Genomic DNA, 21,455 nt, shown 5'->3' with positions numbered 1-21,455 from the left:
GGCGGGTCAGCCGAGGCCGTTCGAGGTCAGCCATTCCCCGGCCACCGTGGCGGGCTCGTCCTTGTTGACGGAGATCTTCTGCATCATGTCGAGCAGCGAGTCCGTCGTCAGCTTGGCGGAGACGCCGTTGAGCGTCGTCCTGACCGTGTCGTCCACCGTGGCCTTGTGGACCAGCGGGGTCACGTTCTGGGCCGGGAAGATGTTCTTGGTGTCCTCAAGGGGCGCCAGCTCGTTGATGGTCATCTTCGGGTCGGTGCTGAAGACGTTGCCCACCTGGATGGAGCCGTCCTTGATGGCGTCGGCCGTCGTGGGCCCCGTCGGCTTCCACTCCTTGAACTCGATCCCGTACACGTCCTTGAAACGCTGCTCCCAGCGGTCCTTGAACTCCGGCGGGCCGCCCACCACCATGTCCTTCGACACCTTGGCCAGGTCGTCCATCGTGGCGGTCTTCTGCGCGGTCTCCTTGGTGACCGAGAGGGTGTCCTTGTCCTCGGCCGGGGAGGAGTCGAGCACCTCCAGCTCGGGCGGCAGCTTCTCCTTCAGCGCGGCGTTGATCTCCTCGGCGGTCGCCGCGGTGTTCTCCTTGTCGACGTAGGCGAGCAGGTTGCCGTTGTACTCGGGCACGATCGTCAGCCCGCCGCCCTTCACCTGGTCGTAGACGACCTCGCGGCTGCCGATCCGCGGCTTCTCCTCCACCTGCACGCCCTTGGCCTCCAGCGCCTGGGCGTAGATCGACGCGAGCAGCACGCTCTCGTCGAAGTCGAACGACCCGATCACGACAGTCCCCCCGCCGGAAGCCGACCCGGTCGGCGTGGCGGCCGTGCTCTGGAGCGGGTTGTCACCGCCGCCGCCGCCACAGCCGGCCAGCGCGAGCGCCGCGGACAGGAGCACCGCCGCGGTGCCGAACATGCGTCTCATCAGTTGTTTCCCCTTCTAGCGGGAGGTTGCACCACTGTCACGTACCTTCAGTCGCCGGCTCACGCCCGGGGAGACGGTCACTCTCTGTACGAGCGCGAATCCGACCTGCACCACGAGCGCGAACAGCACAATCAACACAGAACCCCCGAAGACGCTCGCGTAATCCTGTGTCGCGAAACCGTCGATAACGAACCGCCCGAGCCCGCCCAGACCGGTGTAGGCCGCGACCGTGGTGGTCGCGACCACCTGGATGGCCGACAGCCGCAGCCCCAGCAGGATCAGCGGCAGCGCCACCGGCACCAGCACCTGCCCCAGAACCTGCCCGCCACGCAGTCCCATCCCGTACGCGGCGTCACGCAGCTCCGGGTCCACCCCCCTGATCCCCTCGAAGGTGTTGACCAGGATCGGCGGCACGGCCAGCAGCACCAGCGGGATGATCACCGGCCAGATCGACGCGGTGCCGAGCAGCAGCACGAACAGCACCAGCACGCCCAGCGTGGGAATCGCCCTGGCCAGGTTGGCGGAGACCACCACGACCAGGTGGCCCCTGCCGGTGTGACCGATCAGCAGGCCGAGCGGCACCGCGACCAGCGTGGCCAGGAAGAGGGCCAGCGCGGAGAACTCCAGGTGCTCCAGCAGCCGCACCGGGATCCCGTACGGCCCCGACCAGTGCGCGGGGTCGCCGAAGAAGTCGACGAGCCAGTTCACGTCGCCCTCCTCGCCCGTTCCCACGGCGTCAGCAGCCGCTGCGCGAGCACCAGCAGCCCGTCGGCGACCAGCGCGAGCAGCACGATCAGCCCGATGCCGACGACGACCGGCGGCAGGAACGGGTTCTGGTAGGCGCGGGTGAACAGCATGCCCAGCCCGCCCTGCCCGATCAGCGCGCCCACGCTGACCAGGCTGATGCTGGAGACGGCCACCACCCGCAGCCCGGCGATCACCACCGGCGCCGCGATCGGCAGCTCCACCTGCACCAGCCGGCGCAGCGGCGTGAAGCCCATGGCCACCGCCGACTGCCGGACGTGCTCGGGCACCGCGCGGATCCCGTCGACCACGGCGGGGATGAGCACGGCCATCGCGTAGAAGATCAGCGGGATGATCACGGTGACCGGCGACAGCCCGGTGACCGAGATCAGCAGCATGAACAGCGGCAGCGACGGCAGCGCGTAGAGCACGTTGAACACGGCCGCGGTGGGCTGGTAGAGCCACCGCCACCGGATGCAGGCGAGCCCGAGCGGCAGGGCCAGCGCCAGCCCGGCGACGATCGGCACCAGCGACATCAGCAGGTGGTCGCTCAGCAGGTCCCTGATGCTGCCGGCCCGCCCGGTGTCCCAGTTGCGGGCGATCCACTCCCAGAGTGAGGGAGGCCCGTCACCCATGGACGGCCTCCGTCAGCGCCTCGTCGAGCGCCTGCCGGGTGGCCACCCCGACGACCTTGTCCTGCTCGTCCACCGCCACCGCGTGCCCCGACGGGGACAGCAGCGCCGCGTCCAGCGCCGCGCGCATGGAGTCGCGGCCGTGGCGGAACGTGCCCGCGGGCCCCAGCTCGCCCGGCCGGCCGCGCGCCAGCCAGCCGGCGGCCCGTCCCTCGGCGGTGAGCGCGAGCAGCCACGGCTCGTCGCCCCGCCCGTCGGCGCCCTCCCGCACGGTCAGGTCGGTGCGCAGGCGCAGCCCGCCCGTGGAGACGAACTGCAGGCGGCGGATCCCCCGGTCGCGGCCGAGGAACTCGCGTACGAAGTCGTCGGCGGGCTCCGTCAGCAGCGTCTTGGGGTCGGCGACCTGCGCCAGCTTGCCGCCCACGCGCAGCACCGCCACCCGGTCGCCGAGCTTGATCGCCTCGTCGATGTCGTGGGTGACGAACACGATGGTCTTGTTCAGCTCGGCCTGGAGCCTGATCAGCTCGTCCTGGAGGTTCGTGCGGACCACCGGGTCGACCGCGCTGAACGGCTCGTCCATGAGCAGCACGGGCGGGTCGGCGGCCAGCGCCCTGGCCACCCCCACCCGCTGCTGCTGCCCGCCGGACAGCTGGAACGGGTAACGCTCGCCCATCGCGGGGTCCAGGCCGACCCGCTCAAGCAGCTCCATGGCCCGGCCGCGGGCCCGCTTGCGGTTCCAGCCGAGCAGGTACGGGACGGTGGCGACGTTGTCGACGACCTTGCGGTGCGGGAAGAGGCCCGCCTGCTGGATCACGTATCCGATGCCGCGGCGCAGCACCGGGGGATCGACGGTGTCCACGGGAGCGCCGTCGAGCAGGATCCGGCCCTCGCTGGGGTCGATCATCCGGTTGATCATCCGGAGCGACGTCGTCTTGCCGCACCCCGAGGGGCCGACGAGCACGGTGATCTCCCCCGTGCGCGCCTCCAGGCCGAGGCGGTCCACGGCGACCGTCCCGTCCGGATAGCGTTTGGTGACAGCATCGAAAGTGATCACGCGCGACCTCCCGCATCGAGCAGGGCCGCGACCCCCTGCCACGACCGCCGCATGATCTCTTGAACCCACAGACTACGGCGATCCATCCCCCTCTGTCCTAGCGGGTCCGAACTGAACCGCTTCACCGACCTGCGATTCCCCAGTAATTCGCCCTTCGGTAGTGCGCTCCACCAGCGATTGTTGGCATGATTGCCTCCACAACCTCCAGATTCACCGGCGCACCCCCTCCCCCTCAGCGTCCGCCCTTGCTATTAAGAGGAACCGGTCAACGTGACACACCCGCTCACCGATCAGCGCTCCCGTCGCGAGCAGATCGCCGAGCTCTACGACGGTCACGCCGCCGGGCTGTTCGTCTACTGTGCCGACCAGCTCGGCGATCTCGGCTCGGCGGCCGACGTCCTGGAGTCCGTCCTCACCAGCGCGCCGGAGGATCCTCCCCGGGCCGCCCTGTACGCGTTCGCCCGCCGGGAGATCCACCGGCGCGACGTGGTCTACGCGCCGCCGGTCGTCGATCCGCTGACCGACCCCGTGTCCGCGCTGGTCGAGCGCATCCTGCGCGAGCTTCGGCCGCAGCAGCGCGAGGTGCTCGTGCTCGGCCACGTCTGCGGGCTCGACCTGGCCGAGCTCGCCTGGGTGCTCGACGTGGCGGCCGACACGGCGGAGGAGCTGGCGCTCAGCGCCGCCCACCGGTTCCGGCAGATACTCAACATGGCGCTGACCGCGACGGGGGCGGGCGGCTCGAAGCCGGTGGCCGACGTCTACGGCGCGCTGGCGGTCGCGCCGCTGCGCGACGTCTTCGGCCGCCTGCCGTGGCCCGAACCACCCGGCACCCTCCGCATCCACCTGGCCGGCTCCAGCACCGCCGATCCCGCGCCGCTGTTCGTCAAGCCGCGCTGGCCCGTGCCGCCGGCCTGGCCGCAGCCGCTCGGCACGGCCGACCCGGCGACCACGACCGTCCTCTTCCCCCGCGACCTGCTCAGGCCCCCCTCGCCGTCGCGCGTCCCCGACCACGACGCGACCACGACGCCGATGCCCAAGTTCCGCGACGACGTACGCGAGGGCCCGGCCTCCTTCGACGCCCTCCGCGCGAACCCCTTCGACGCCCTGCGCTCGAACCCCGCGTCCCCGGCCTCCTTCGACGCGTTGCGCTCGAACCCGGCGTCCTCAGCGCCCTTCGACGCCCTGCGCTCGAACCCCGGGTCCTCGGCGCCCTTCGAGCGCCTGAGGGGAAACCCCGCCTCGCTGAAGCCCTTCGAGGCCCGCCCGACCCCCTTCGAAGCCTTCCGCCCCCGACGGCCCTCCCAGCCCGGCGCTGCTCAGCCCGGTCCTGCTCAGCCCGGTCCTGCTCAGCCCGGTCCTGCTCAGCCCGGTCCTGCTCAGCCCGGTCCTGCTCAGCCCGGTCCTGCTCAGCCCGGTCCCGCTCAGCCCGGTCCTGCTCAGCCCGGCGCTGCTCAGCCGGGCCCCGCCAGGTCCGGTCCCGCTCAGCCGTCCGGTCCCGCTCAGCCCGGTCCCGCTCAGTTCGCCCCCGGCCGGCCGACGCCGCGGGGGGCGAAGCCCGGTATGGGCGAGCCGCCGATGGCCGCGCCCACCGGTTTTCTGACCGGCGGCGACGTGCTCGACGACCCGGGCGGCACCAGCCCGGCGACCGGAGGCCTCCCGGACATGGCTGCTCCCATGACCGGCGACTTCCTCGCCCAGCCGGGCCCCGCCCGCGAGGCCGGGCCGCTGTTCACCCCGCGCGCCCAGCCAAGGGAGCCGGTCTACCGCATGCCGGCCGCCCCTTCAGCCCCGGAGCCGGAGACGCCCCCGATCCAGGACCTCCGCCCCCAGCCGGCGAAGCCCTCCCCCGCCGACTCCCCCACGGCTGACGTCCTCAAGGCCGACTCCCGTACCTCTGACTTCCTCAAGGCTGACTCTCGTACGGATGGGTCACGTACGGGTGAGTCCGGACAGCTTCGTACGGCGGGTGGCGGGGAGAAGGCGGATCCGCTGGCGACGAAGCCGCGTCCCGCCCTCCGGAAGCCGCAGGCGCAGAAGGGCCGCAAGCCGTCCCCTGCCAAGAACAGAAAGAAGAAGAAGCGCCGCAACCGTCACCACGACTGGGCATGGGAGCTGATCGGCTTCCTGATCTGCGTGGCGATCGCGATGATCGTGTTCTTCTCGGTCCCCATGATCCTCAAGCCCTGACCGGCCCCGGGCGAAGCCGGGACCAGCGCCGTCACCGAGGCGGCCTGGGCAGGCTCAGCCCGAGCATGGCGATCAGCTCCCGCTGCACCTCGTTGACGCCGCCGCCGAAGGTGAGCACCAGGCCACCCTTGACGCCCCGGTCGGTCACCTCGATCAGCGCGGCCGTCTCCGGGTCGGCCGGGTCGCCGTAGCGGGCCAGGATCTCGCCGACGAGCCGTCCCGCCTCCTGCATCCGCTCGGAGGCGTAGATCTTGGTGGCGGAGGCGTCGGGCGCGCCCAGCCAGCCGAGGTCCATGTTCGCCGCGACCTGCCAGTTGAGCAGCTCGTTCGTACGGGAGAAAGCCCGGACGCGGCCGAGCACGCGCCGCACGTCGGGTTGGTCGGCCAGCCCGGCGCGGCGGGCCCAGGCCAGGAGGCGATCGTGGATCTGGGCGAGGTTCCCGGCGGGGCCGAGCGTGACGCGCTCGTGGTTGAGCTGGTTGACGATCAGGTCCCAGCCCTTGTCGACCTCGCCGACCACCATGTCGACCGGGACGCGGACGTCGGTGTAGTAGGTGGCGTTGGTGTGGTGGCGGCCGTCCATGGTGGTGATCGGCGTCCAGGAGAAGCCGGGGTCGTCCGTGGAGGCGATCATCATGGTGATGCCCTTGTGCTTCTTCGCGTCGGGGTTGGTGCGGGCGGCCAGCCAGATGTACTGGGCGTAGTGGGCGCCGCTGGTGAAGATCTTCTGGCCGTTCACCACGTAGTGGTCGCCGTCCAGCACGGCCGTGGTGCGGAGCGACGCGAGGTCGGTGCCGGCCTCGGGCTCGGTGTAGCCGATCGCGAAGTGGCACTCTCCCGCGAGGATGCTCGGCAGGAACCGTTCCTTCTGCTCCCGCGTCCCGTACTGCATGATCGTCGGTGCGACGGTCTGCACGGAGATGAGCGGGTACGGGACGCCGGCGCGGGCGATCTCGTTGGCGAAGATCTGCTGCTCGATGGGGCCGAGACCGGCGCCGCCGTACTCCTCCGGCCAGCCGAGGCCGAGCTTGCCGTCGCGGCCCAGGCGGCGGCAGTGGGCCATGTACGCCTCGCCGAACGGATCCTCGGCGATCTTGGCGCGCTCCTCGGGAGTCAGGCAGGCGGCGAAGTACGCGCGCAGCTCGCCCTGGAGGCGGCGCTGTTCTGGGGTCAGGTCGATGAGCATCAGGCGAGCGCTCCGATCAGGTCGAGCTGGGCGTCGGCGCCGCCGAGCAGGTGCGCCAGGTGCTTGGCGTGCGCGAAGTAGCGGTGCAGCGGGTACGTCACGTCGAGCCCCAGCCCGCCGTGCAGGTGCTGGCAGGTGTAGAGCGCGCGGGCCGCCTCGCTCGTGTGGTACGCGGCCAGCGCCAGGTCCTCCTCGGCGGGCAGCCCTTCGGCCAGCCGCCAGGCCCCGGACCACATGGCGACGTCGAGCGCCCGCGCCGCGATGTAGACGTCGGCGACCTGCGTGGTGACGGCCTGGAACTCGGCCAGCGCGCGGCCGAACTGTTTGCGGTTCCTGACGTGCTCGGTGGTCAGCCGCAGCGCCCCGGCCAGCACCCCGGACGCCTGCGCGGCCGTCGCGGCCGTATAGAGATGGCGCACCCCCGCCACCGCCTCGGGACCCGCGACCCGCTCCGCCGGTGCCGCGTCGAACGTGACGGTCGCGACGACCTCCCCCGCCGAGGCGAACTCGGACACCGCGACCACGGCGGCGGCCTCACCCCCCGAGGCCGAGCCCGACGCCGGGACGGCGATCCCGGGCGCCGGGGCAGTCGCTTCGGCCGTCGGGGCGGAGCCGGACGTCGGGACGGTGGTCTCGGCCGTCGGGGCGGAGCCGGACGCCGGGACGGCGGTCTCGGCCGTCGGGGTGGAGCCGGGTGTGGGGACCAGGAAGAGGCCCTCGTCCGCGGTGACCAGCAGGTCGCCGTCGGGGTAGGCGACGCCGCACTTGCGGCCGGTCAACGCCCAGCCGCCCGCCTTCCGCTCGGCGGTGGTGGCGGGTGGGTCGGCCAGGGCTCTGCCCGGCTCCCTGATGGCGACCGTGGAGACGGTGGCGCCGGTCAGCCGTTTCTGCTGGTCCGGGGTGCCGTACCGGCTCGTGGCCAAGGTGCTCACCAGGGTGGCGGCCAGCGGGCCCGGCGCGGCCCGCGCACCGGCCTCGCGCAGCACCACCGCCATCTCGACGGGCCCCAGCCCCGCGCCGCCCGCGTGCTCCGGCACGCAGATCGCGGTCAGCCCGGACTCGCGCAGCGCCTGCCACAGCCGTTCGTCGTACGGTGCGCCGCCGCGTTCGTGCGCCTCCAGCCGCTCCTGGCTCGCCTCCTTGGCGAGCAGGCCGGCGGCCAGGTCGCGCAGGGCTTCCTGGGTCTCGTCAAGGCCGAAGTCCATCTGCCCTCCACCAAGCGCTCGGTCAACCGAATCGAAAACTAGAACAGATTCCAATATCTGTCCAGGGCCAATTAATCCGAATAATCCTCGATATATCCGCGTAACGGGGAAGACATGCACTGATAGGCCTTCTTTGTGACCGGCGAGTAACAAGCCGGGGCATCGGGAAATCAGATAACGTGTTCTTATGCGTACCCCGCAGGCGGCCACTCGCGGAGCCATCGCCACACCCCCCACCCACCCTGAGGGGACCATGGAGCACGACCTCACACCCGACGGCCTCACGTCCGGCGGATCCTCTCCCGACGGCCAGGGCGCCCGCTCGCGCAGCCAGCACCAGCGCCGCAAGCGCATCGTCCAGGCCGCCGCGGCCCTCGCCTCGCGGGGCGGCGTCGAGGCCATGCAGATGCGCACCGTCGCCGAGCGGGCAGGCGTGGCGCTCGGCACGCTCTACCGCTACTTCCCGTCCAAGATGGACCTCGTCGTGGCCGTCGTCGGCGAGGAGATCGACCTGCTGGAGAGCAGCATCGAGCGGCGCCCGCCGAGCGCGGCCACCCCGCCGGGACGCGCGGTCGACGTGCTGATGCGGGCCACCAGAGGGCTCATGCGCGAGCCCGAGCTGGCCGACGCGCTGATCCGCTCGCTCATCCTCGCCGACGACGTCGAGATCCCGCTCGGCGACCGCATGGCCGGCCTCCTGCTGCGCGTCTCCACGGGCACCACCCCCGAGCAGGCCACCGAGGAGCAGCTCGCCCTCGCGGGCTCGCTGGCGAGCGTGTGGGTCCAGGAACTCCTGGAGATCCTCCGGGGCCGCCGCACCCACGACCAGATCCAGCGCCGCATCGAGCTCGCCGCCGACCGCCTCCTCGCCGGCCTCTGACACCCCCGGCCCGCGTCCCCGCACGACCGGCGCGTGCGCCCTGTCGAGCTCGCCTACCGGCCTCCTCCAACCGACCGGCCCGGCCCGCGTCGCCGGCCGCATCTCGCGGACGCTCGCGCTGGATCCGGTCGGCGAAAGTGGTCAGGCGTTTGGCCGGATCTTTGCGGGGGCCGGTTTCTCGCGGCGCTCGCCCGTACCGCAAGCTTTGAGCATGAGGATGCTTGCGATCACTCAGGACGCGCTCGGCGGCCCTGAGGTGCTGAAGATGACGGAAACCGACAAGCCGGTGCCCGGCCCGACCGAGGTGCTGGTGCGGGTGGAGGCCACCGGCGTCAACCCGACCGACTGGAAGACGCGCGCCACGGGCGGGCTGCTGGGCGAGCCGCCGTTCACGCTCGGCTACGACGTCTCCGGCGTGGTGGAGGGCTCCGGTCTCGGCCAGGCCCTGTACGAGCCGGGCGACGAGGTGTTCGGCATGCTGCGCTACCCGTACGGCAACGGCGCCTACGCCCAGTACGTCACCGCGCCGTCCCGTCACTTCGCCCGCAAGCCGCCCAGCGTCGACCACGTGCACGCGGCGGCCGTCCCGCTCGCCGCGCTGACCGCGTGGCAGGCGCTGGTGGACGTGGCCGGGCTCAGGGGCGGGCAGCGGGTCCTCGTCCACGCCGCGGCCGGCGGGGTGGGCCACTTCGCGGTGCAGATCGCCAAGGCGCGGGGCGCGTACGTGATCGGCACGGCGAGCGCGGCCAAGCACGGGTTCCTGCGCGGGCTCGGCGCGGACGAGCTGGTCGACTACCGCGAGGTCGACTTCGCCGAGGTCGTCGGCGACGTGGACGTGGTGCTGGACGGCATCGGCGGCGACTACGGGCGGCGCTCGCTGCGCACCATGCGCCGGGGCGGCACGATCGTCACGCTGCCCCTGTCGGTGCTGGACGAGGGCGTGCACGACGAGGCGGCCGCGCTGGGCGTCAGGTCGGCGGTGATGCTGGTCGAGCCCGACCACGCCGCCATGCGCGCGCTGGCGGCGCTGATGGAGGCGGGCAGACTGCGCCCCGAGGTGGCCGCCGTGCTACCGCTGCGGGACGCGGCCAAGGCGCACGAACTCGGCGAGAGCGGCCGTACCACCGGCAAGATCGTCCTCACCGTGCCGCACTGACCCTGACCTGCGCGTAAGCGATCTGTCGGTGGCGTCGTCTATACAGGACTGTATGACCGAGAGGCCATCTAACGAGGAGTTCCTCCGGCAGGCCGATCCGATGCGCCGGGAGCTGCTCGCCCACTGTTATCGCATGATGGGCTCGGTGCACGACGCCGAGGACCTGGTGCAGGAGACCTACCTGCGGGCCTGGCGCCACTACGACGGGTTCGAGGGCCGCTCGTCGCTGCGCACCTGGCTCTACCGCATCGCCACCACGCAGTGCCTGACCGCGCTCGACAGCCGAGGGCGCAGGCCGCTGCCGACCGGGCTGGGCGCGCCGGCGTCCGAGCCGACCGCGCCGCTGGTGGAGCGTCACGAGGTGCCGTGGCTGGAGCCCGTCCCCGACGGGATGGTGGGCGCGGGCGGCGACGACCCGGCCGCGATCGTCACCGCCCGCGAGAGCATCCGGCTCGCGCTCGTCGCGGCCCTGCAGCACCTCCCGCCGCGCCAGCGGGCGGTGCTGGTCCTGCGTGACGTGCTCAAGTGGCGGGCCGCCGAGGTGGCCGAGGTGCTCGACACCACCACCACGGCGGTCAACAGCGTCCTCCAGCGCGCCCGCGCCCAGCTGGAGCAGGTCGCGCCGAGCCTCGACGACCGGCCGGAGCCGCTCACTGCGGACCAGCGCGAGCAGCTCGACCGCTACGTCGAGGCGTTCGAGTCCTACGACGTCGGGGCGATCGTCGAGCTGTTCACCAAGGACGCGGTCTTCGAGATGCCCCCCTTCGACGGGTGGTACCAGGGCGCGGAAGACATCGCCCGGCTCGTGCAAGCGCAGTGCCCCGCAGAGGCGCCTGAGGATCTGCGGCTGGTTCCGGCACGGGCCAACGGGCAGGAGGCGTTCGCCCTCTATCTGCGCGAGGGCGACATCTATCGGGAGTTCGCGCTGCAGGTGCTCGACTTCGACGGGCCGCAGGTCAGCCATGTCGCGATGTTCTTCGAGCCGGGGATGTTCGCGCGGTTCGGGCTGCCCGCCTCGTTGCCCGCCGGGGCTTCCGGATCAAAGTAGAACAAGTTACAGTCGCGACCAGAGTAACGCTCTGGAGGAGACTGTGCGCACACCCGTCATCGTCGAGGCCGTCCGCACCCCGATCGGCAAGCGCGGCGGCTGGCTGGCCGAGCTGAAACCGCAGCAGGTGCTGGCCACCGCGCTCAACGGGCTGATCCAGCGGGCCGGGATCGATCCCGCGCTGGTCGACCAGGTGTTCGCGGGATGCGTGACGCAGGCGGGCGAGCAGGGCGGCCACATCGGCAGGCACGCCTGGCTCTACGCCGGTCTCCCCTACCGGACGGGCGTGACCACCATTGACGCCCAGTGCGGCTCCTCCCAGCAGGCGGTGCACCTCGCGGCGGCCATGATCGCGGCCGGGGTGATGGACGTCGGCGTGGGCTGCGGCGTCGAGGTGATGAGCCGGGCGCCGCTCGGCAGCAACGTGCTGCCGGCGAACCCGCGGCCCGACGACTGGAGCATCGACCTGCCCGACCAGTTCACGGCCGCTGAGCGGATCGCCCGGCGGCGAGGGCTCACCCGGGAGCGGCTCGACTGGTTCGGCGCCCGGTCCCAGCAGCGGGCCGCGAAGGCGTGGTCCGACGGGCGGTTCGAGCGCGAGATCGTCCCCGTCGGGACCGTCACCAGGGACCAGGGGCTGCGCGAGACCACGGCCGAAGGGCTGGCCCGGCTCAAGCCGGTGCTGGGCGAGGAAGGGCTCCACACCGCCGGCACCTCCTCGCAGATCTCCGACGGCGCCGCCGCCGTGCTGCTGATGAGCAGGGAGGCCGCCGCACGCCACGGGCTGCGCCCCCGGGCGCGGATCCTGGCCCAGACGCTCGTCGGCGCGGAGCCGTACTACCACCTGGACGGGCCGGTGGACGCGACCGCGAAGGCGCTGGCCGCGGCCGGGATGACGATCGGCGACATCGACCTGTTCGAGGTCAACGAGGCGTTCGCGTCGGTGGCGCTGTCCTGGGCGCAGGTGCACGAGCCCGACCTCGACCGGGTCAACGTCAACGGCGGCGCGATCGCGCTCGGCCACCCGGTCGGGGCGACGGGCGCGCGGCTGATCACCACGGCGCTGCACGAGCTGGAACGGTCGGACGGCTCGACGGCGCTGGTGACCATGTGCGCGGGCGGCGCCCTGGCCACCGCCACGATCATCGAGCGTCTCGCGTGACCCGTCGTTCGTACGCCGAGCAGCGCCCGCTGGACCTCGGCTTCGGGGTGTGGAGCGTGCCCGTGCCCATCCCCGGCAACCCGCTCGGCTACACGCTCGTGTACGCGATCGAGTCCCCGCGCGGGCCGGTGCTGGTGGACGCGGGATGGAACCACCCGGAGGCGTGGGCGGCGCTGCGTGACGGGCTGGCGGCGGCGGGGATCGACGTGGCGTCGGTGCACGGGGTGGTCGTGACCCACTTCCACCCGGACCACGCCGGGCTGGCCGGGAGGGTCAGGGAGGAGTCGGGCGCCTGGATCGCCATGCACGAGGCGGACGCGGCGATCGTGGACATGATGAACGGCGTCCCCTCGGACGTCCGCGGGTCCTTCCAGGTCGACATGCTCCGCCGGGCCGGCGCGCCGTCGGAGGACCTGCCCGAGGGCCCGGCGGCCGACGGCAGGCAGGACCCGCCCGCGCCGGCGGACCGGCGGCTGCGGGACGGCGACCTCGTCGACCTGCCCGGCAGGAAGCTGCGGGTGGTGCACACCCCCGGCCACACTCCCGGCCATGTCTGCCTGCACCTGGAGGACGCCGACCGTCTCTTCACCGGCGACCACGTCCTGCCCGGCATCACCCCGCACATCGGGATCTATCCCTTCGACCGGGACGACGTCGATCCGCTGGGCGACTTCCTGGAGTCGCTGACCAGGGTCGGCGAGCTGGGAGAGCTCGGCGCCCTGCCCGCTCATGAATGGACATTTCCAGATGTGGCGGCACGGGCCGCGCAGATCCGTCACCATCACGAGGAGAAGCTCGAACGGCTCCTCGCCCTGCTGGCCGAGCGCGCGGAGCCGCTGACCATCTGGGAGACCGCCGCCATGATGACCTGGAACCGGCCCTGGTCCGAGCTGCCGCCGATGCTGCGAGGCATGGCGGCCGGCGAGGCCGCCGCCCACCTGCGCACCCTGGAGGTCCGCGGCGTGCTCCGCCGCCTGCCGGGAGGCGATCCGGTACGTTTCCAAGCCCTAGAATCGTAGACATCCGATGTCTAGGGAGAAAAGCGTGGCGGTCACCGACGCGGCCATCGACAAGATCAAGCAGATGATCCTCTCGGGCGAGGTAGCCCCGGGAGACAGGCTGCCCAAGGAGGCCGACCTCGCCGAGCGGCTCGGGCTGTCACGCAACTCGCTGCGCGAGGCGGTGCGCGCGCTCGCCCTGATCAACGTCCTGGACGTACGGCAGGGCGACGGCACCTACGTCACCAGCCTGGAGCCCCGGCTGCTGCTCGACACCATGTCGTTCGTCCTCGACCTGCACCGCGACGACACGGTGCTGCAGTTCTTCGAGGTACGCCGCATCCTGGAGCCGGCCGCCACCGCGATGGCCGCCGAGCTGATGACGGACGACGACATCGACGAGCTGCGGGTGATCCTGGAGTCGCTGCCCGAGGAGCCGACGATCGAGGAGCTGGTCGCCAACGACCTGCGGTTCCATCAGCGGATCGCGCTCGGGTCGGGCAACAGCGTGCTCTGCTCGTTCATCGAGAGCCTGTCGGGGCCGACCACCCGGGCGCGCATCTGGCGCGGCCTCACCCAGGAGGGCGCGCTGGCCAAGACCCGCGAGCAGCACACCGCGATCTACGAGGCGATCGCCGCCCGCCAGGGGGAGGTGGCCCGTGCCTGGGCCACCGTCCACGTGGCGGGCGTCGAATCCTGGCTCCGCAAGGCCCTCGACTAACGAAGCCCGAGGAGACCGTCCTTCAGCAGGGGGTCCTCCAGCGGGTCGGGCAGCGGCATCCGCAGGTTCTGCAAGTCCTCGTAGGGAAACACCTCGTCCGCGGCCGGGGGCGAGATCACCAGGGGGTGCCCCCAGTCGGAGAAGCGGGTGTCAGCGGTGGCGACGTACCTGTGCTCGCCCGAACCCATGGCCTCCTGCGTCTGCAGGCGCTGGATCAGGCCCTTCTCGTCGGTCCAGAGCCGATAAGAGACCTTCCTCTTGGCGTAGTCGCTGGGCTTGAGGCCTTCGACCTGAGCGGCGTAGAAGGACTTCGACGCTTCGTACAGCTCCTTGTACGTCACGACGCCCCGGTAGGAGTAGCCGCCGGAGACCGGCTTGGCTCGCTCGCCCTTCAGCGTCGCCTTGAGCACGGCAGGGTCGAACACGTGGATCGGCTGCATGCTGGCGAGGACGACGGGGTTGATGGTGATCCCCTTGGCGGCTTCGAGACCCACCCAGGTCTTCCCGTCGGGAAGTAGTTTCGCGAGCTCCTCTCCGCCGAGGTATGCCCCCCGTGGAAAAGCGAGCATCTCGACCGAGGCGTCCTCTTCGTCCACGGGCTCCATGGAGGTGTAGGTGGCTACGGGGCCGGACGGGGAGAGCTGGACGCCGCTCTTGGTCCGGATGCGTGTGGTGGAGGAGCCGAAGCCCGACTTGGACACCTCGCTCAGCTTGACGCCGCGTTCGGACTTGAGCTGCTTCTGCAGCGCCCGGACGGGGTCGGGGGCGGCGGTCCGGGCGGCGGCCGGCGGGGCCGTCATCAGGACGGCCAGCGTGGCGGCCACCGCCGCGAGAACGAGTCGCCTCACGACTGGCCGGTGCCGGCGTACGCGTCCGTCAGGACCAGGTCGTTCACGGAGTTCGCGGTGCCGGGGCGGCTGCGGTCCTTCCACTCGACGACCTCGGCCCTGGCCGGGGCGGTGACGATGAGGTGCTCGCCCCAGCTGGAGTAGCGGGTGTCGATGGTGCGGTACGCGCCGGACGTGGCCCGCTCGGTGGTCGAGAGCCGCACGGGCAGGCCCTGGCCGTCGGTCCAGAGCTTCCAGGAGATCGCGGTCTTGGCGAAGGCGCCGCGCGGGGCGCCGTCGAACAGCTTGCCGTAGTGGCCCTTCGCGGCCTCGTACAGCTTGGCGTACGTGATCGTGCCCTTGTAGTGACGGCCGCCGGTGACCGCCTTGCCACCCTTGCCCTTCAGCACCGCCTTGAGCACGGCCGGGTCGAACACGTTGATCGTCTGCTTGCTGGCCGTGGCCAGCGCCAGGTTCGGGTGGCCGCTCTGCTTCACCCGGATCCAGAGCTTGTCCTTGGGCAGCAGGTCGGCGACGGCCTCGCCGGAGGTGTAGACGGACGTGCCCACGGCGGCCTTCTGGCCGGGCTTGGCGCCCAGGCCGTCCTGGCTGCGGGTGTCGGAGGCGTCCTCGACGTCGGCCCACGAGGCGACCGGGCCGGTCGGGGCGAGCTGGATGCCGCTGTGGTAGCGGGTCCTGGTGGACGCCTTGCCGGTCACGGTCCGCGAGATCTCGGCGATGCGCACCCCGCGCTCGTGCCGCAGCTGCGCTTTGACGGCCTGCGCCGGGTCGGGGGCGGCCTGGGCCACGGCGGGGGTCGCGGGTAGAGCCGCGGCCAGCGCGACGGCCGCGGGGAGGATCCAACGCCTCATGATTCTGATGTCCTTGGGAGGGGGATTGCTTGGGAGAGATCATCCTTCCAGAAGCCGGCGGGGGTTCGCTCGTCCATTCGCGAATAACCGGGTAGTACGGCTGTGTGGCTGACAAACTCACGCAATACAGGAGCAAACGCGACGCCAGCCGTACCCCCGAACCCGTCCCCCCGGCATCCCCCGCTCCCGGCGGCGGCGACTCCTTCGTCATCCAGGAGCACCACGCCCGCTCCCTCCACTGGGACCTCCGCCTGGAACGCGACGGCGTGCTCGCCTCCTGGGCCATCCCCAAGGGCCTGCCGTCCGACCCCGCCACCAACCACCTGGCCGTGCACACCGAGGACCACCCGATGGAGTACCTCACCTTCCACGGCGAGATCCCCCAGGGCGAGTACGGCGGCGGCACCATGACGATCTGGGACCAGGGCACGTACGAGACCGAGAAATGGTCCGAGCGCGAGGTCAAGGTCGTCCTGCACGGCTCCCGAGCCGAGGGCCGGTTCGTGCTGTTCCAGACGAACGGCAAGAACTGGATGATCCACCGCATGGATCCCCCGTCCCGCGCTCCCCTGCCGGACGTCGCGCCCATGCTCCCTTCGCGCCGCTCCCGCCTGCCGCGCGACACCGCCGCGTACGCGTACGAGTTCGCCTGGGGCGGGCGCCGCCTCCTGGTTCCGATCGAGGGCGGCCGCACCGCCGCCGCCCGCGAGCACCCGTGGCTGCGGGCGCTCGCGGCGTCGTTCGGCAGCCGCACCGCCCTCCTGGACGGCGAACTCGCCACCCTCTCGGGCGCCGAGGTGCTGGTCTTCTACGACCTGCTGTACGACGACGGCCGGGTGTTGCTGGACGAGCCTTACGAGGTCCGCCGGGCGGCCCTGGAGGCGCTCGACCTGTCCACGCCCCGCTGGCAGACCGCCCCCTCCTGGCCCGGCGACGCCCGGCCGGTCCTTGAGGCGGCACGTCGGCAGGGCCTGCCCGGCGTGGTCGCCAAGCGCCTCGACTCCCCCTACGAGCCGGGCGAGTCGGCGGCCTGGCTGTTCATCCCGTCCTGACGCCGTACCAGGACGGCGAGGGCGAGCGCCACCAGCAGCGCGCTCACCCACAGCGGCGAGCGGAACCCGTAACCCGCGCCGATGGCGAGACCGCCCAGCCAGGGCCCGAGCGCCGCGCCGACGTTGAACGCCGCCGTGGCGAACGCGCCGCCCAGCGTCGGCGCGCCCGTGGCGGCGTAGAGCACCTGGGAGATCAGCGTCGAACCGACGGCGAACGCGAGCGTCCCCTGGACGAGGACGAGCACGACCGTCGCCACCGGGCTCCCGGCGGTCAGCGCGAACACCACCCACCCGGCGAGCAGCGCCGCCCCGCCCAGGACCAGCAGCCGCGCGGGCCGTACGTCGGCGACCCGGCCGGCGACGGTGACGCCGGCGAACGAACCGAGGCCGAAGAGCGCCAGCACGACGGGCACCCACGCCGTACCCATCCCCGCCACGTCGGTGACGATCGGCGCGAGGTAGGTGTAGGCGCAGAAGGTCGCCCCGTTCACCAGCGCGCCGAGCAGCAGCGTCACCAGCAGGCGCCGGTCGCGCAGCGCCCCGAGCTCCGGGCGCGCCCCGCCCTCGCGGGAGACGACGGCCGGAGAGGCGGGCACCGACCTGAGTATCGCGGCGAACGCCGGCGCCGACACCAGGGCCACCGCCCAGAACGCCGACCGCCACCCCCACATCTGGCCGAGCAGCGCCCCCGCGGGCACGCCGACGACGCAGGCGACGGTGACCCCGCCGAGCAGGACAGCGGTGGCGCGCCCCTTGGCGTCCGGCGCGACCAGGCCGGTGGCCGCCGACAGCGCCACGGCCAGGAACCCGGCGTTGGCGAGCGCCCCGACGACCCGCGTCAGCAGCAGGACGTCGAAGCTCGTGGTGACCGCGCCGAGGACGTGCACGAGCAGGAAGACCGCCAGGAACGCCAGCAGCGCGCGCCGCCGCGGCCAGCGCAGGCTCAGGATCGCCATCAGCGGCGCGCCGACGATCATCCCCACGGCGAACGCCGAGGTGAGCCGGCCGGCTTCCGGGATCGTCACGCCCAGATCCTGGGCGACGCCCGGCACCAGGCCGGACAGCATGAACTCGGACGTGCCCATGGCGAACACGGCCAGCCCGAGCAGGTGGACGAAGAAAGGCATGAAGAGGCTCCGCACCCAGAGAGGGATCGACAGGAAAGCGGGGCCGGTGATCCGGTGGTCTCTTTACGCCACCGGATGACCGGTGGCTACCGTCTTGACGCCTCTGGGCTGGACACGCCCGGCAACCTAACAACGGGCGTCCTGCGATGCCAACCGATTATCCGCCTGGCTCGCGTCCCTGGGTCAGCGGAGGTGGCGGGCGAAGAACCGCAGCGTGCTGTCCATCTCGAACAGCGGAATCTCCGCGTGCTTGCCTGGGTTGGCGTGCAGCGTCTTCTCGGCCGAGCCCAGGGCGTCGAACAGGGCCAGGCTCTGGGCCCTGGGGACCCGCTCGTCGTCCCACTGCACCAGGAACTCCACCGGGACGGTGATGCGCGCGGCGTCCCCGGCCGATGACAGCGCCCCGCCCAACCCCAGGACCGCCGCCTGGACCCGGGGCTCGGCGGCGACGAACGGGACGCCGAGCCCGCAGCCCAGCGACACGCCCCAGTAGCCCACCGGGCCCGTGCCGACGTGGTCGAGTTCCTGGACCGCGTCCAGGACCGCCCGCCACTCCGGTACGGTCCGGCGGGCCACGAGGGCCTGGAAGGAGGCGATCAGCGGAGCCAGTTCCTCTCCGGCGTCCGCGCGGGCCTGGTTCGCGGTCGCGATCCGGTCGTACTCCTCGTCCTTAGGACGGTCTCCATGGCTGGGCACGTCGACCGCCACCACCGCGTAACCGCACTCGGCCACGAAGCGGCCCGCGCGGAACACGATGCCGGGAGCCTTCTTGTGCTGGCCGCCGCCGTGGCCCATCAGGACGAGGGGTCGAGGGCCGGTGGCGTCTTCCGGCGTCCACAGCACGCCGGGGATCTCACCGAGGGTGAAGAGCTGTTCGGAGACGCCGTCGGACGACGTTTCAGAGGTGAAGCGCATAGCGATTGAAGCCTTTCGGGATGCCTTCTTCGGGCACTCCCTAGGCCATGCGAGGGAGGGAGCCCCGACCTGTCACAGCGTTGATCGGTCTCACCTCCTCAGTCTTTAGCGGCGCATGCCGCCGCCGAACGTATCACGGAGGTGGTGGGATGCGGGCGATGCCGGTGAGCGCGTTGTGGGAGGTTGGCTGAGTGCATATATCCGAAATATCGGCGGATCGGCCGGGCCTACCCGGCGTGGTCGCCGAACGCCTCGACTCCCCCTACGAGCCGGGCGAGTCGGCTTCCTGGCTGTTCATCCGGTCCTGACCAGCTCGCGTACATCGTGCAGCTGGACGACCTGCGACGTGGCCAGGATATGCGGGTGGCGGGCGAAGGCGTCCCAGGAGACCTAGACGTTGTGCGCGGTCAGCGTCGGCACCGGGCCGGGCTCGTACATGTCGGCCAGCACTCCGGCGGGCTCGACCCGGCCGACGGTGCACACGGTGGCATCGGCGCGCAGCATCGGGCACTCGCTCAGCGCGATGTCGACGCAGGCGCGGCAGGTGGGCGGCGCGTTCGTACGGCCCCCTCGCCCGCTGTCGTCGACCTCGAACACGGGCGGGACGAGGATCCACCATGACCGGCCGGTGCCCGGTTCGGTCGCGGGGCGGGAGCAGACCTGGCACAACAGCCGGTCCATGCACAACCACTGCCGTCTCGTGTTGAGCTTGCGCATCCGCTCGGGGCCGCGCTTGCCGACACGCCTGCGCAGGTCCCGCACGCGGGCGCGCAGGACGCCGCCGACGCGGTCGCCCTTGCGCGGGATCTCGTACGCCAACCGCAGCCCGCGGTCCGATCCGTCGTGCGGCTCGAACACGAGCCGGTCGCGTACCTCCTCGCGGGCGTAGGCGATCACAAACGGGACGACGCTGTAGCCGCTCACGGCCGGTCCCACAGCTCGACGTAGATCATCCGTCCGGTGTGCGTGGCCTGCTCCCCGTAGGCGTCGGCGAGGCGGGACAGCAGGTGCTGGTGCGCTCGTGGTTCCGGGAGCGGCAGGACGGCTCGCCGTTCGGTCCGGCGATAGAGGAGCAGGGCCGTCACGGCAGCTTGGAGTACACCTCCGACACGATGCAGGCCCCGCCGGAGATACGCGAGCGGCTCGGCCTCGCCGAAGCGGACGGGCACTGGCACGACGTCATGCGCACCGCCTACCTGTTCTCGACCAAGGACGAGGGGCCGTGGATGCTGCTGACCTCATGGGAGCCGCTGGCGCTGACGAAGGGCACGCCGATCGCGTTCCCCGAAGGCGGCGAGTTCGCGGGTCAGGGCGTGCCACGCCGCATGGCCTCCATCGGGCTGATGGTGGACGCCTGGGACGAGCGGGTGTCGGCGCGGGTGGCGACCCACAAGGAGGCGAAGCGGCTCGACATCGGCGCGGGAAGCGTGGTGATGGTGATCCAACGGGCCCACCTCGCCGGCGATCGAGTGGTGGAGGTGGCGGACATCGTGGTGCCCGCGGAGTCGACCATGCTGGCGTACAACGGCCCGGTCGGCGATGCGGCGGCTACCTCGTGAGGTTCGCGCCGCAGCCACGGCGTTGGACTCCTATGGCACAGCAGAACAGAACTACAGTTTCAGCAGGGTGAAGCTGACGATGTTCGGAGTGAACTCCTCGTGACCGAGGGATTGACGATGGACAGCGATACTCCAGACATCAGCCCGCCGCCTTGTGCTCGGTTGGAGATGTCTCGCCGGTGGTGAATGACCAGGTGTAGGGCGCCATGACATTGCCGGAGTCGTTCTTGGCCCCGCTGATCTCCACCCGGTACACGGTCGAGACGGCGAGCGGCGCCGCCGGTGTGAAGGTCCACAGGGTGTTGCCGTTGTCGCTGCTGAGCGTCCCCTGTGCGGCCGTGTCCGATGGATCCTTGATGATGACTTGGACGTCGGTCACCGCCTCGTTGATCGTCATCATGACCTTGATGTCCGGGGGCGCATCGGTGGCATCCCGGCCGGGTTCGAACCCGCTCACGGTCGGAAAGTCAGCCCCCGTGGTGAACGACCAAGTGTGCGGGCCGGACATGACGTTGCCCGCCGCGTCCTTCGCACCGGACACTTCGACGGTGTATCGGGTATCGACGGCCAGCGGCTGCTCGGGCAGGAACGCTGCGATGTCTTCGTTCTCCTGCTGGGAGGTGCCTGCGACCGGGGAGCCGTCGGGGCCCTTCAGCTCCATCCGCGCTTCGGTGACCGACTCGCTGAACACGGCCCAGATCTCGGCCTTGGGATGTACTCCCGCCGCGTCCTTCTCTGGGCCAGAGGCGACCACTGTGGGCGGATCGGTGTCCTCGACAGGTGGATCGATCTGTTCCGGTGGTACGGAAAGGAGCGGGTCGTTGCTATCGCGAACTGACCGAGTGTCGACCGTCTGCAACTGCTCCAGCAGTTCCTCCGCGGTGATGTCCTCAGGGTCGGGCAGCGCCGGATAACCGCGAAAGCGATCTGGATCGTTCATGAACGCTTCCCACTCTTCGGACATCTGCGGCTCAGGTTCGCCTTCGTAGTAGAAGCGCATCACCTCAGACATGGACAGCCAATCTATTCACCAGGGCGCAGCAGAGCTACCGCAGTTGCTGGCGGCTAGTGCTGCCGGAGACGATCAGCGGGTTGGGTGGGAGTCTCAGCCAGGGTAGGCCGCGTCCAAGATCGTGGTGTATGAGGTTCAACCACTCTGCGATCTAAATCCTATTTAAGCAGCAATAGCACTATTAGTCACACTTGCATCAG

21 protein-coding genes are annotated in these 21,455 nt (G+C 71.2%); 9 read left to right on the top strand and 12 right to left on the bottom strand.

Features of this window, described 5'->3' with window-relative positions; genetic code table 11:
• Positions 1-6: 6 nt before the first annotated feature.
• The 4 genes from ACZ6YG_RS16645 to ACZ6YG_RS16630 are packed head-to-tail and all read right to left on the bottom strand — an operon-like array spanning position 7 to position 3,348.
• Positions 7-918 carry an ABC transporter substrate-binding protein gene (locus tag ACZ6YG_RS16645; RefSeq protein WP_148029421.1) on the bottom strand — a complete coding sequence of 304 codons (912 nt, stop codon included), beginning with the start codon at positions 916-918 and terminating at the stop codon, positions 7-9.
• A gap of 15 nt (positions 919-933) precedes the next feature.
• On the bottom strand, positions 934-1,626 hold the full coding sequence (locus tag ACZ6YG_RS16640; RefSeq protein WP_466018498.1) for an ABC transporter permease: 693 nt from the start codon (positions 1,624-1,626) through the stop codon (positions 934-936).
• Complete coding sequence (locus ACZ6YG_RS16635) at positions 1,623-2,297, bottom strand: ABC transporter permease (RefSeq protein ID WP_148029419.1); 675 nt, start codon at positions 2,295-2,297, stop codon at positions 1,623-1,625. The genes ACZ6YG_RS16640 and ACZ6YG_RS16635 overlap by 4 nt, the downstream gene beginning before the upstream one ends.
• On the bottom strand, positions 2,290-3,348 hold the full coding sequence (locus ACZ6YG_RS16630; RefSeq protein WP_219550988.1) for an ABC transporter ATP-binding protein: 1,059 nt from the start codon (positions 3,346-3,348) through the stop codon (positions 2,290-2,292). Before ACZ6YG_RS16630 ends, ACZ6YG_RS16635 begins: the two co-directional genes overlap by 8 nt.
• 270 nt (positions 3,349-3,618) lie before the next feature.
• Here ACZ6YG_RS16630 and ACZ6YG_RS16625 point away from each other — a divergent pair, with 270 nt between their 5' ends.
• Positions 3,619-5,535 carry an RNA polymerase sigma factor gene (locus ACZ6YG_RS16625; protein WP_466018497.1) on the top strand — a complete coding sequence of 639 codons (1,917 nt, stop codon included), beginning with the start codon at positions 3,619-3,621 and terminating at the stop codon, positions 5,533-5,535.
• A 31-nt stretch (positions 5,536-5,566) separates the two neighbouring features.
• Here ACZ6YG_RS16625 and ACZ6YG_RS16620 read toward each other — a convergent pair whose 3' ends face one another.
• Both ACZ6YG_RS16620 and ACZ6YG_RS16615 read right to left on the bottom strand, forming a co-directional pair.
• A complete protein-coding gene (locus tag ACZ6YG_RS16620; protein ID WP_219550993.1) occupies positions 5,567-6,721 on the bottom strand; it encodes an acyl-CoA dehydrogenase family protein in 1,155 nt (384 codons plus the stop codon).
• Positions 6,721-7,926 carry an acyl-CoA dehydrogenase family protein gene (locus ACZ6YG_RS16615; RefSeq protein ID WP_466018496.1) on the bottom strand — a complete coding sequence of 402 codons (1,206 nt, stop codon included), beginning with the start codon at positions 7,924-7,926 and terminating at the stop codon, positions 6,721-6,723. The genes ACZ6YG_RS16620 and ACZ6YG_RS16615 overlap by 1 nt, the downstream gene beginning before the upstream one ends.
• A 253-nt stretch (positions 7,927-8,179) precedes the next feature.
• On the opposite strand from ACZ6YG_RS16615, the gene ACZ6YG_RS16610 reads away from it, so the two are divergent.
• From ACZ6YG_RS16610 to ACZ6YG_RS16585, 6 genes are all read left to right on the top strand, one after another.
• Positions 8,180-8,806, top strand: coding sequence for a TetR family transcriptional regulator (locus tag ACZ6YG_RS16610; protein ID WP_219551039.1), 627 nt, complete (start codon positions 8,180-8,182; stop codon positions 8,804-8,806).
• 217 nt (positions 8,807-9,023) lie between these two features.
• Positions 9,024-9,962, top strand: a complete 939-nt coding sequence (locus ACZ6YG_RS16605; RefSeq protein ID WP_466018745.1) for an NADP-dependent oxidoreductase — start codon at positions 9,024-9,026, stop codon at positions 9,960-9,962.
• 52 nt (positions 9,963-10,014) lie between these two features.
• Positions 10,015-11,010, top strand: a complete 996-nt coding sequence (locus tag ACZ6YG_RS16600; protein ID WP_466018495.1) for a sigma-70 family RNA polymerase sigma factor — start codon at positions 10,015-10,017, stop codon at positions 11,008-11,010.
• Positions 11,011-11,053: 43 nt separating this feature from the next.
• Entirely contained in the window at positions 11,054-12,172 is a 1,119-nt protein-coding gene (locus ACZ6YG_RS16595) for a steroid 3-ketoacyl-CoA thiolase (RefSeq protein ID WP_466018494.1), read from the top strand.
• Positions 12,169-13,191: an MBL fold metallo-hydrolase gene (locus ACZ6YG_RS16590; RefSeq protein WP_148029412.1), complete on the top strand. Its 1,023-nt coding sequence runs from the start codon at positions 12,169-12,171 to the stop codon at positions 13,189-13,191. Before ACZ6YG_RS16595 ends, ACZ6YG_RS16590 begins: the two co-directional genes overlap by 4 nt.
• A gap of 25 nt (positions 13,192-13,216) precedes the next feature.
• Positions 13,217-13,891 carry a FadR/GntR family transcriptional regulator gene (locus tag ACZ6YG_RS16585; protein ID WP_148029411.1) on the top strand — a complete coding sequence of 225 codons (675 nt, stop codon included), beginning with the start codon at positions 13,217-13,219 and terminating at the stop codon, positions 13,889-13,891.
• Here ACZ6YG_RS16585 and ACZ6YG_RS16580 read toward each other — a convergent pair.
• Positions 13,888-14,739 (bottom strand): hypothetical protein, encoded by an 852-nt coding sequence (locus ACZ6YG_RS16580; RefSeq protein ID WP_466018493.1) that lies wholly within the window; start codon positions 14,737-14,739, stop codon positions 13,888-13,890. The genes ACZ6YG_RS16585 and ACZ6YG_RS16580 overlap by 4 nt on opposite strands.
• Complete coding sequence (locus ACZ6YG_RS16575; RefSeq protein ID WP_466018492.1) at positions 14,736-15,590, bottom strand: hypothetical protein; 855 nt, start codon at positions 15,588-15,590, stop codon at positions 14,736-14,738. Before ACZ6YG_RS16575 ends, ACZ6YG_RS16580 begins: the two co-directional genes overlap by 4 nt.
• A 104-nt stretch (positions 15,591-15,694) precedes the next feature.
• Here ACZ6YG_RS16575 and ACZ6YG_RS16570 point away from each other — a divergent pair, with 104 nt between their 5' ends.
• Positions 15,695-16,642 carry a DNA polymerase ligase N-terminal domain-containing protein gene (locus ACZ6YG_RS16570; protein ID WP_148029408.1) on the top strand — a complete coding sequence of 316 codons (948 nt, stop codon included), beginning with the start codon at positions 15,695-15,697 and terminating at the stop codon, positions 16,640-16,642.
• On the opposite strand, the gene ACZ6YG_RS16565 is transcribed toward ACZ6YG_RS16570, so the two are convergent.
• From ACZ6YG_RS16565 to ACZ6YG_RS16555, 3 genes are all read right to left on the bottom strand, one after another.
• Positions 16,597-17,769, bottom strand: coding sequence for a Cmx/CmrA family chloramphenicol efflux MFS transporter (locus ACZ6YG_RS16565; RefSeq protein ID WP_466018491.1), 1,173 nt, complete (start codon positions 17,767-17,769; stop codon positions 16,597-16,599). The genes ACZ6YG_RS16570 and ACZ6YG_RS16565 overlap by 46 nt on opposite strands.
• Before the next feature lie 183 nt (positions 17,770-17,952).
• Positions 17,953-18,684, bottom strand: coding sequence for a dienelactone hydrolase family protein (locus tag ACZ6YG_RS16560; protein ID WP_466018490.1), 732 nt, complete (start codon positions 18,682-18,684; stop codon positions 17,953-17,955).
• A gap of 390 nt (positions 18,685-19,074) precedes the next feature.
• Complete coding sequence (locus ACZ6YG_RS16555) at positions 19,075-19,608, bottom strand: hypothetical protein (RefSeq protein WP_148029405.1); 534 nt, start codon at positions 19,606-19,608, stop codon at positions 19,075-19,077.
• 38 nt (positions 19,609-19,646) lie between these two features.
• On the opposite strand from ACZ6YG_RS16555, the gene ACZ6YG_RS16550 reads away from it, so the two are divergent.
• On the top strand, positions 19,647-20,243 hold the full coding sequence (locus ACZ6YG_RS16550; RefSeq protein ID WP_466018489.1) for a UTRA domain-containing protein: 597 nt from the start codon (positions 19,647-19,649) through the stop codon (positions 20,241-20,243).
• Positions 20,244-20,382: 139 nt separating this feature from the next.
• On the opposite strand, the gene ACZ6YG_RS16545 is transcribed toward ACZ6YG_RS16550, so the two are convergent.
• Entirely contained in the window at positions 20,383-21,255 is an 873-nt protein-coding gene (locus tag ACZ6YG_RS16545) for an Ig-like domain-containing domain (protein ID WP_466018488.1), read from the bottom strand.
• Positions 21,256-21,455 lie beyond the last annotated feature (200 nt).

The organism is Nonomuraea sp. NPDC054003, from assembly GCF_055585125.1.
Note: the sequence above shows the minus strand (reverse complement) of the source record. Positions and strands in the feature narration are given on the sequence as shown.

Bases quoted from the DNA above. Each gene is read 5' to 3' on its own strand.
- ACZ6YG_RS16645 (WP_148029421.1), bottom strand. From the start codon at position 918: ATGAGACGCATGTTCGGCACCGCGGCGGTGCTCCTGTCCGCGGCGCTC.
- ACZ6YG_RS16635 (WP_148029419.1), bottom strand. From the start codon at position 2,297: ATGGGTGACGGGCCTCCCTCACTCTGGGAGTGGATCGCCCGCAACTGG.
- ACZ6YG_RS16620 (WP_219550993.1), bottom strand. From the start codon at position 6,721: ATGCTCATCGACCTGACCCCAGAACAGCGCCGCCTCCAGGGCGAGCTG.
- ACZ6YG_RS16615 (WP_466018496.1), bottom strand. From the start codon at position 7,926: ATGGACTTCGGCCTTGACGAGACCCAGGAAGCCCTGCGCGACCTGGCC.
- ACZ6YG_RS16610 (WP_219551039.1), top strand. From the start codon at position 8,180: ATGGAGCACGACCTCACACCCGACGGCCTCACGTCCGGCGGATCCTCT.
- ACZ6YG_RS16605 (WP_466018745.1), top strand. From the start codon at position 9,024: ATGCTTGCGATCACTCAGGACGCGCTCGGCGGCCCTGAGGTGCTGAAG.
- ACZ6YG_RS16600 (WP_466018495.1), top strand. From the start codon at position 10,015: ATGACCGAGAGGCCATCTAACGAGGAGTTCCTCCGGCAGGCCGATCCG.
- ACZ6YG_RS16575 (WP_466018492.1), bottom strand. From the start codon at position 15,590: ATGAGGCGTTGGATCCTCCCCGCGGCCGTCGCGCTGGCCGCGGCTCTA.
- ACZ6YG_RS16565 (WP_466018491.1), bottom strand. From the start codon at position 17,769: ATGCCTTTCTTCGTCCACCTGCTCGGGCTGGCCGTGTTCGCCATGGGC.
- ACZ6YG_RS16560 (WP_466018490.1), bottom strand. From the start codon at position 18,684: ATGCGCTTCACCTCTGAAACGTCGTCCGACGGCGTCTCCGAACAGCTC.
- ACZ6YG_RS16545 (WP_466018488.1), bottom strand. From the start codon at position 21,255: ATGTCTGAGGTGATGCGCTTCTACTACGAAGGCGAACCTGAGCCGCAG.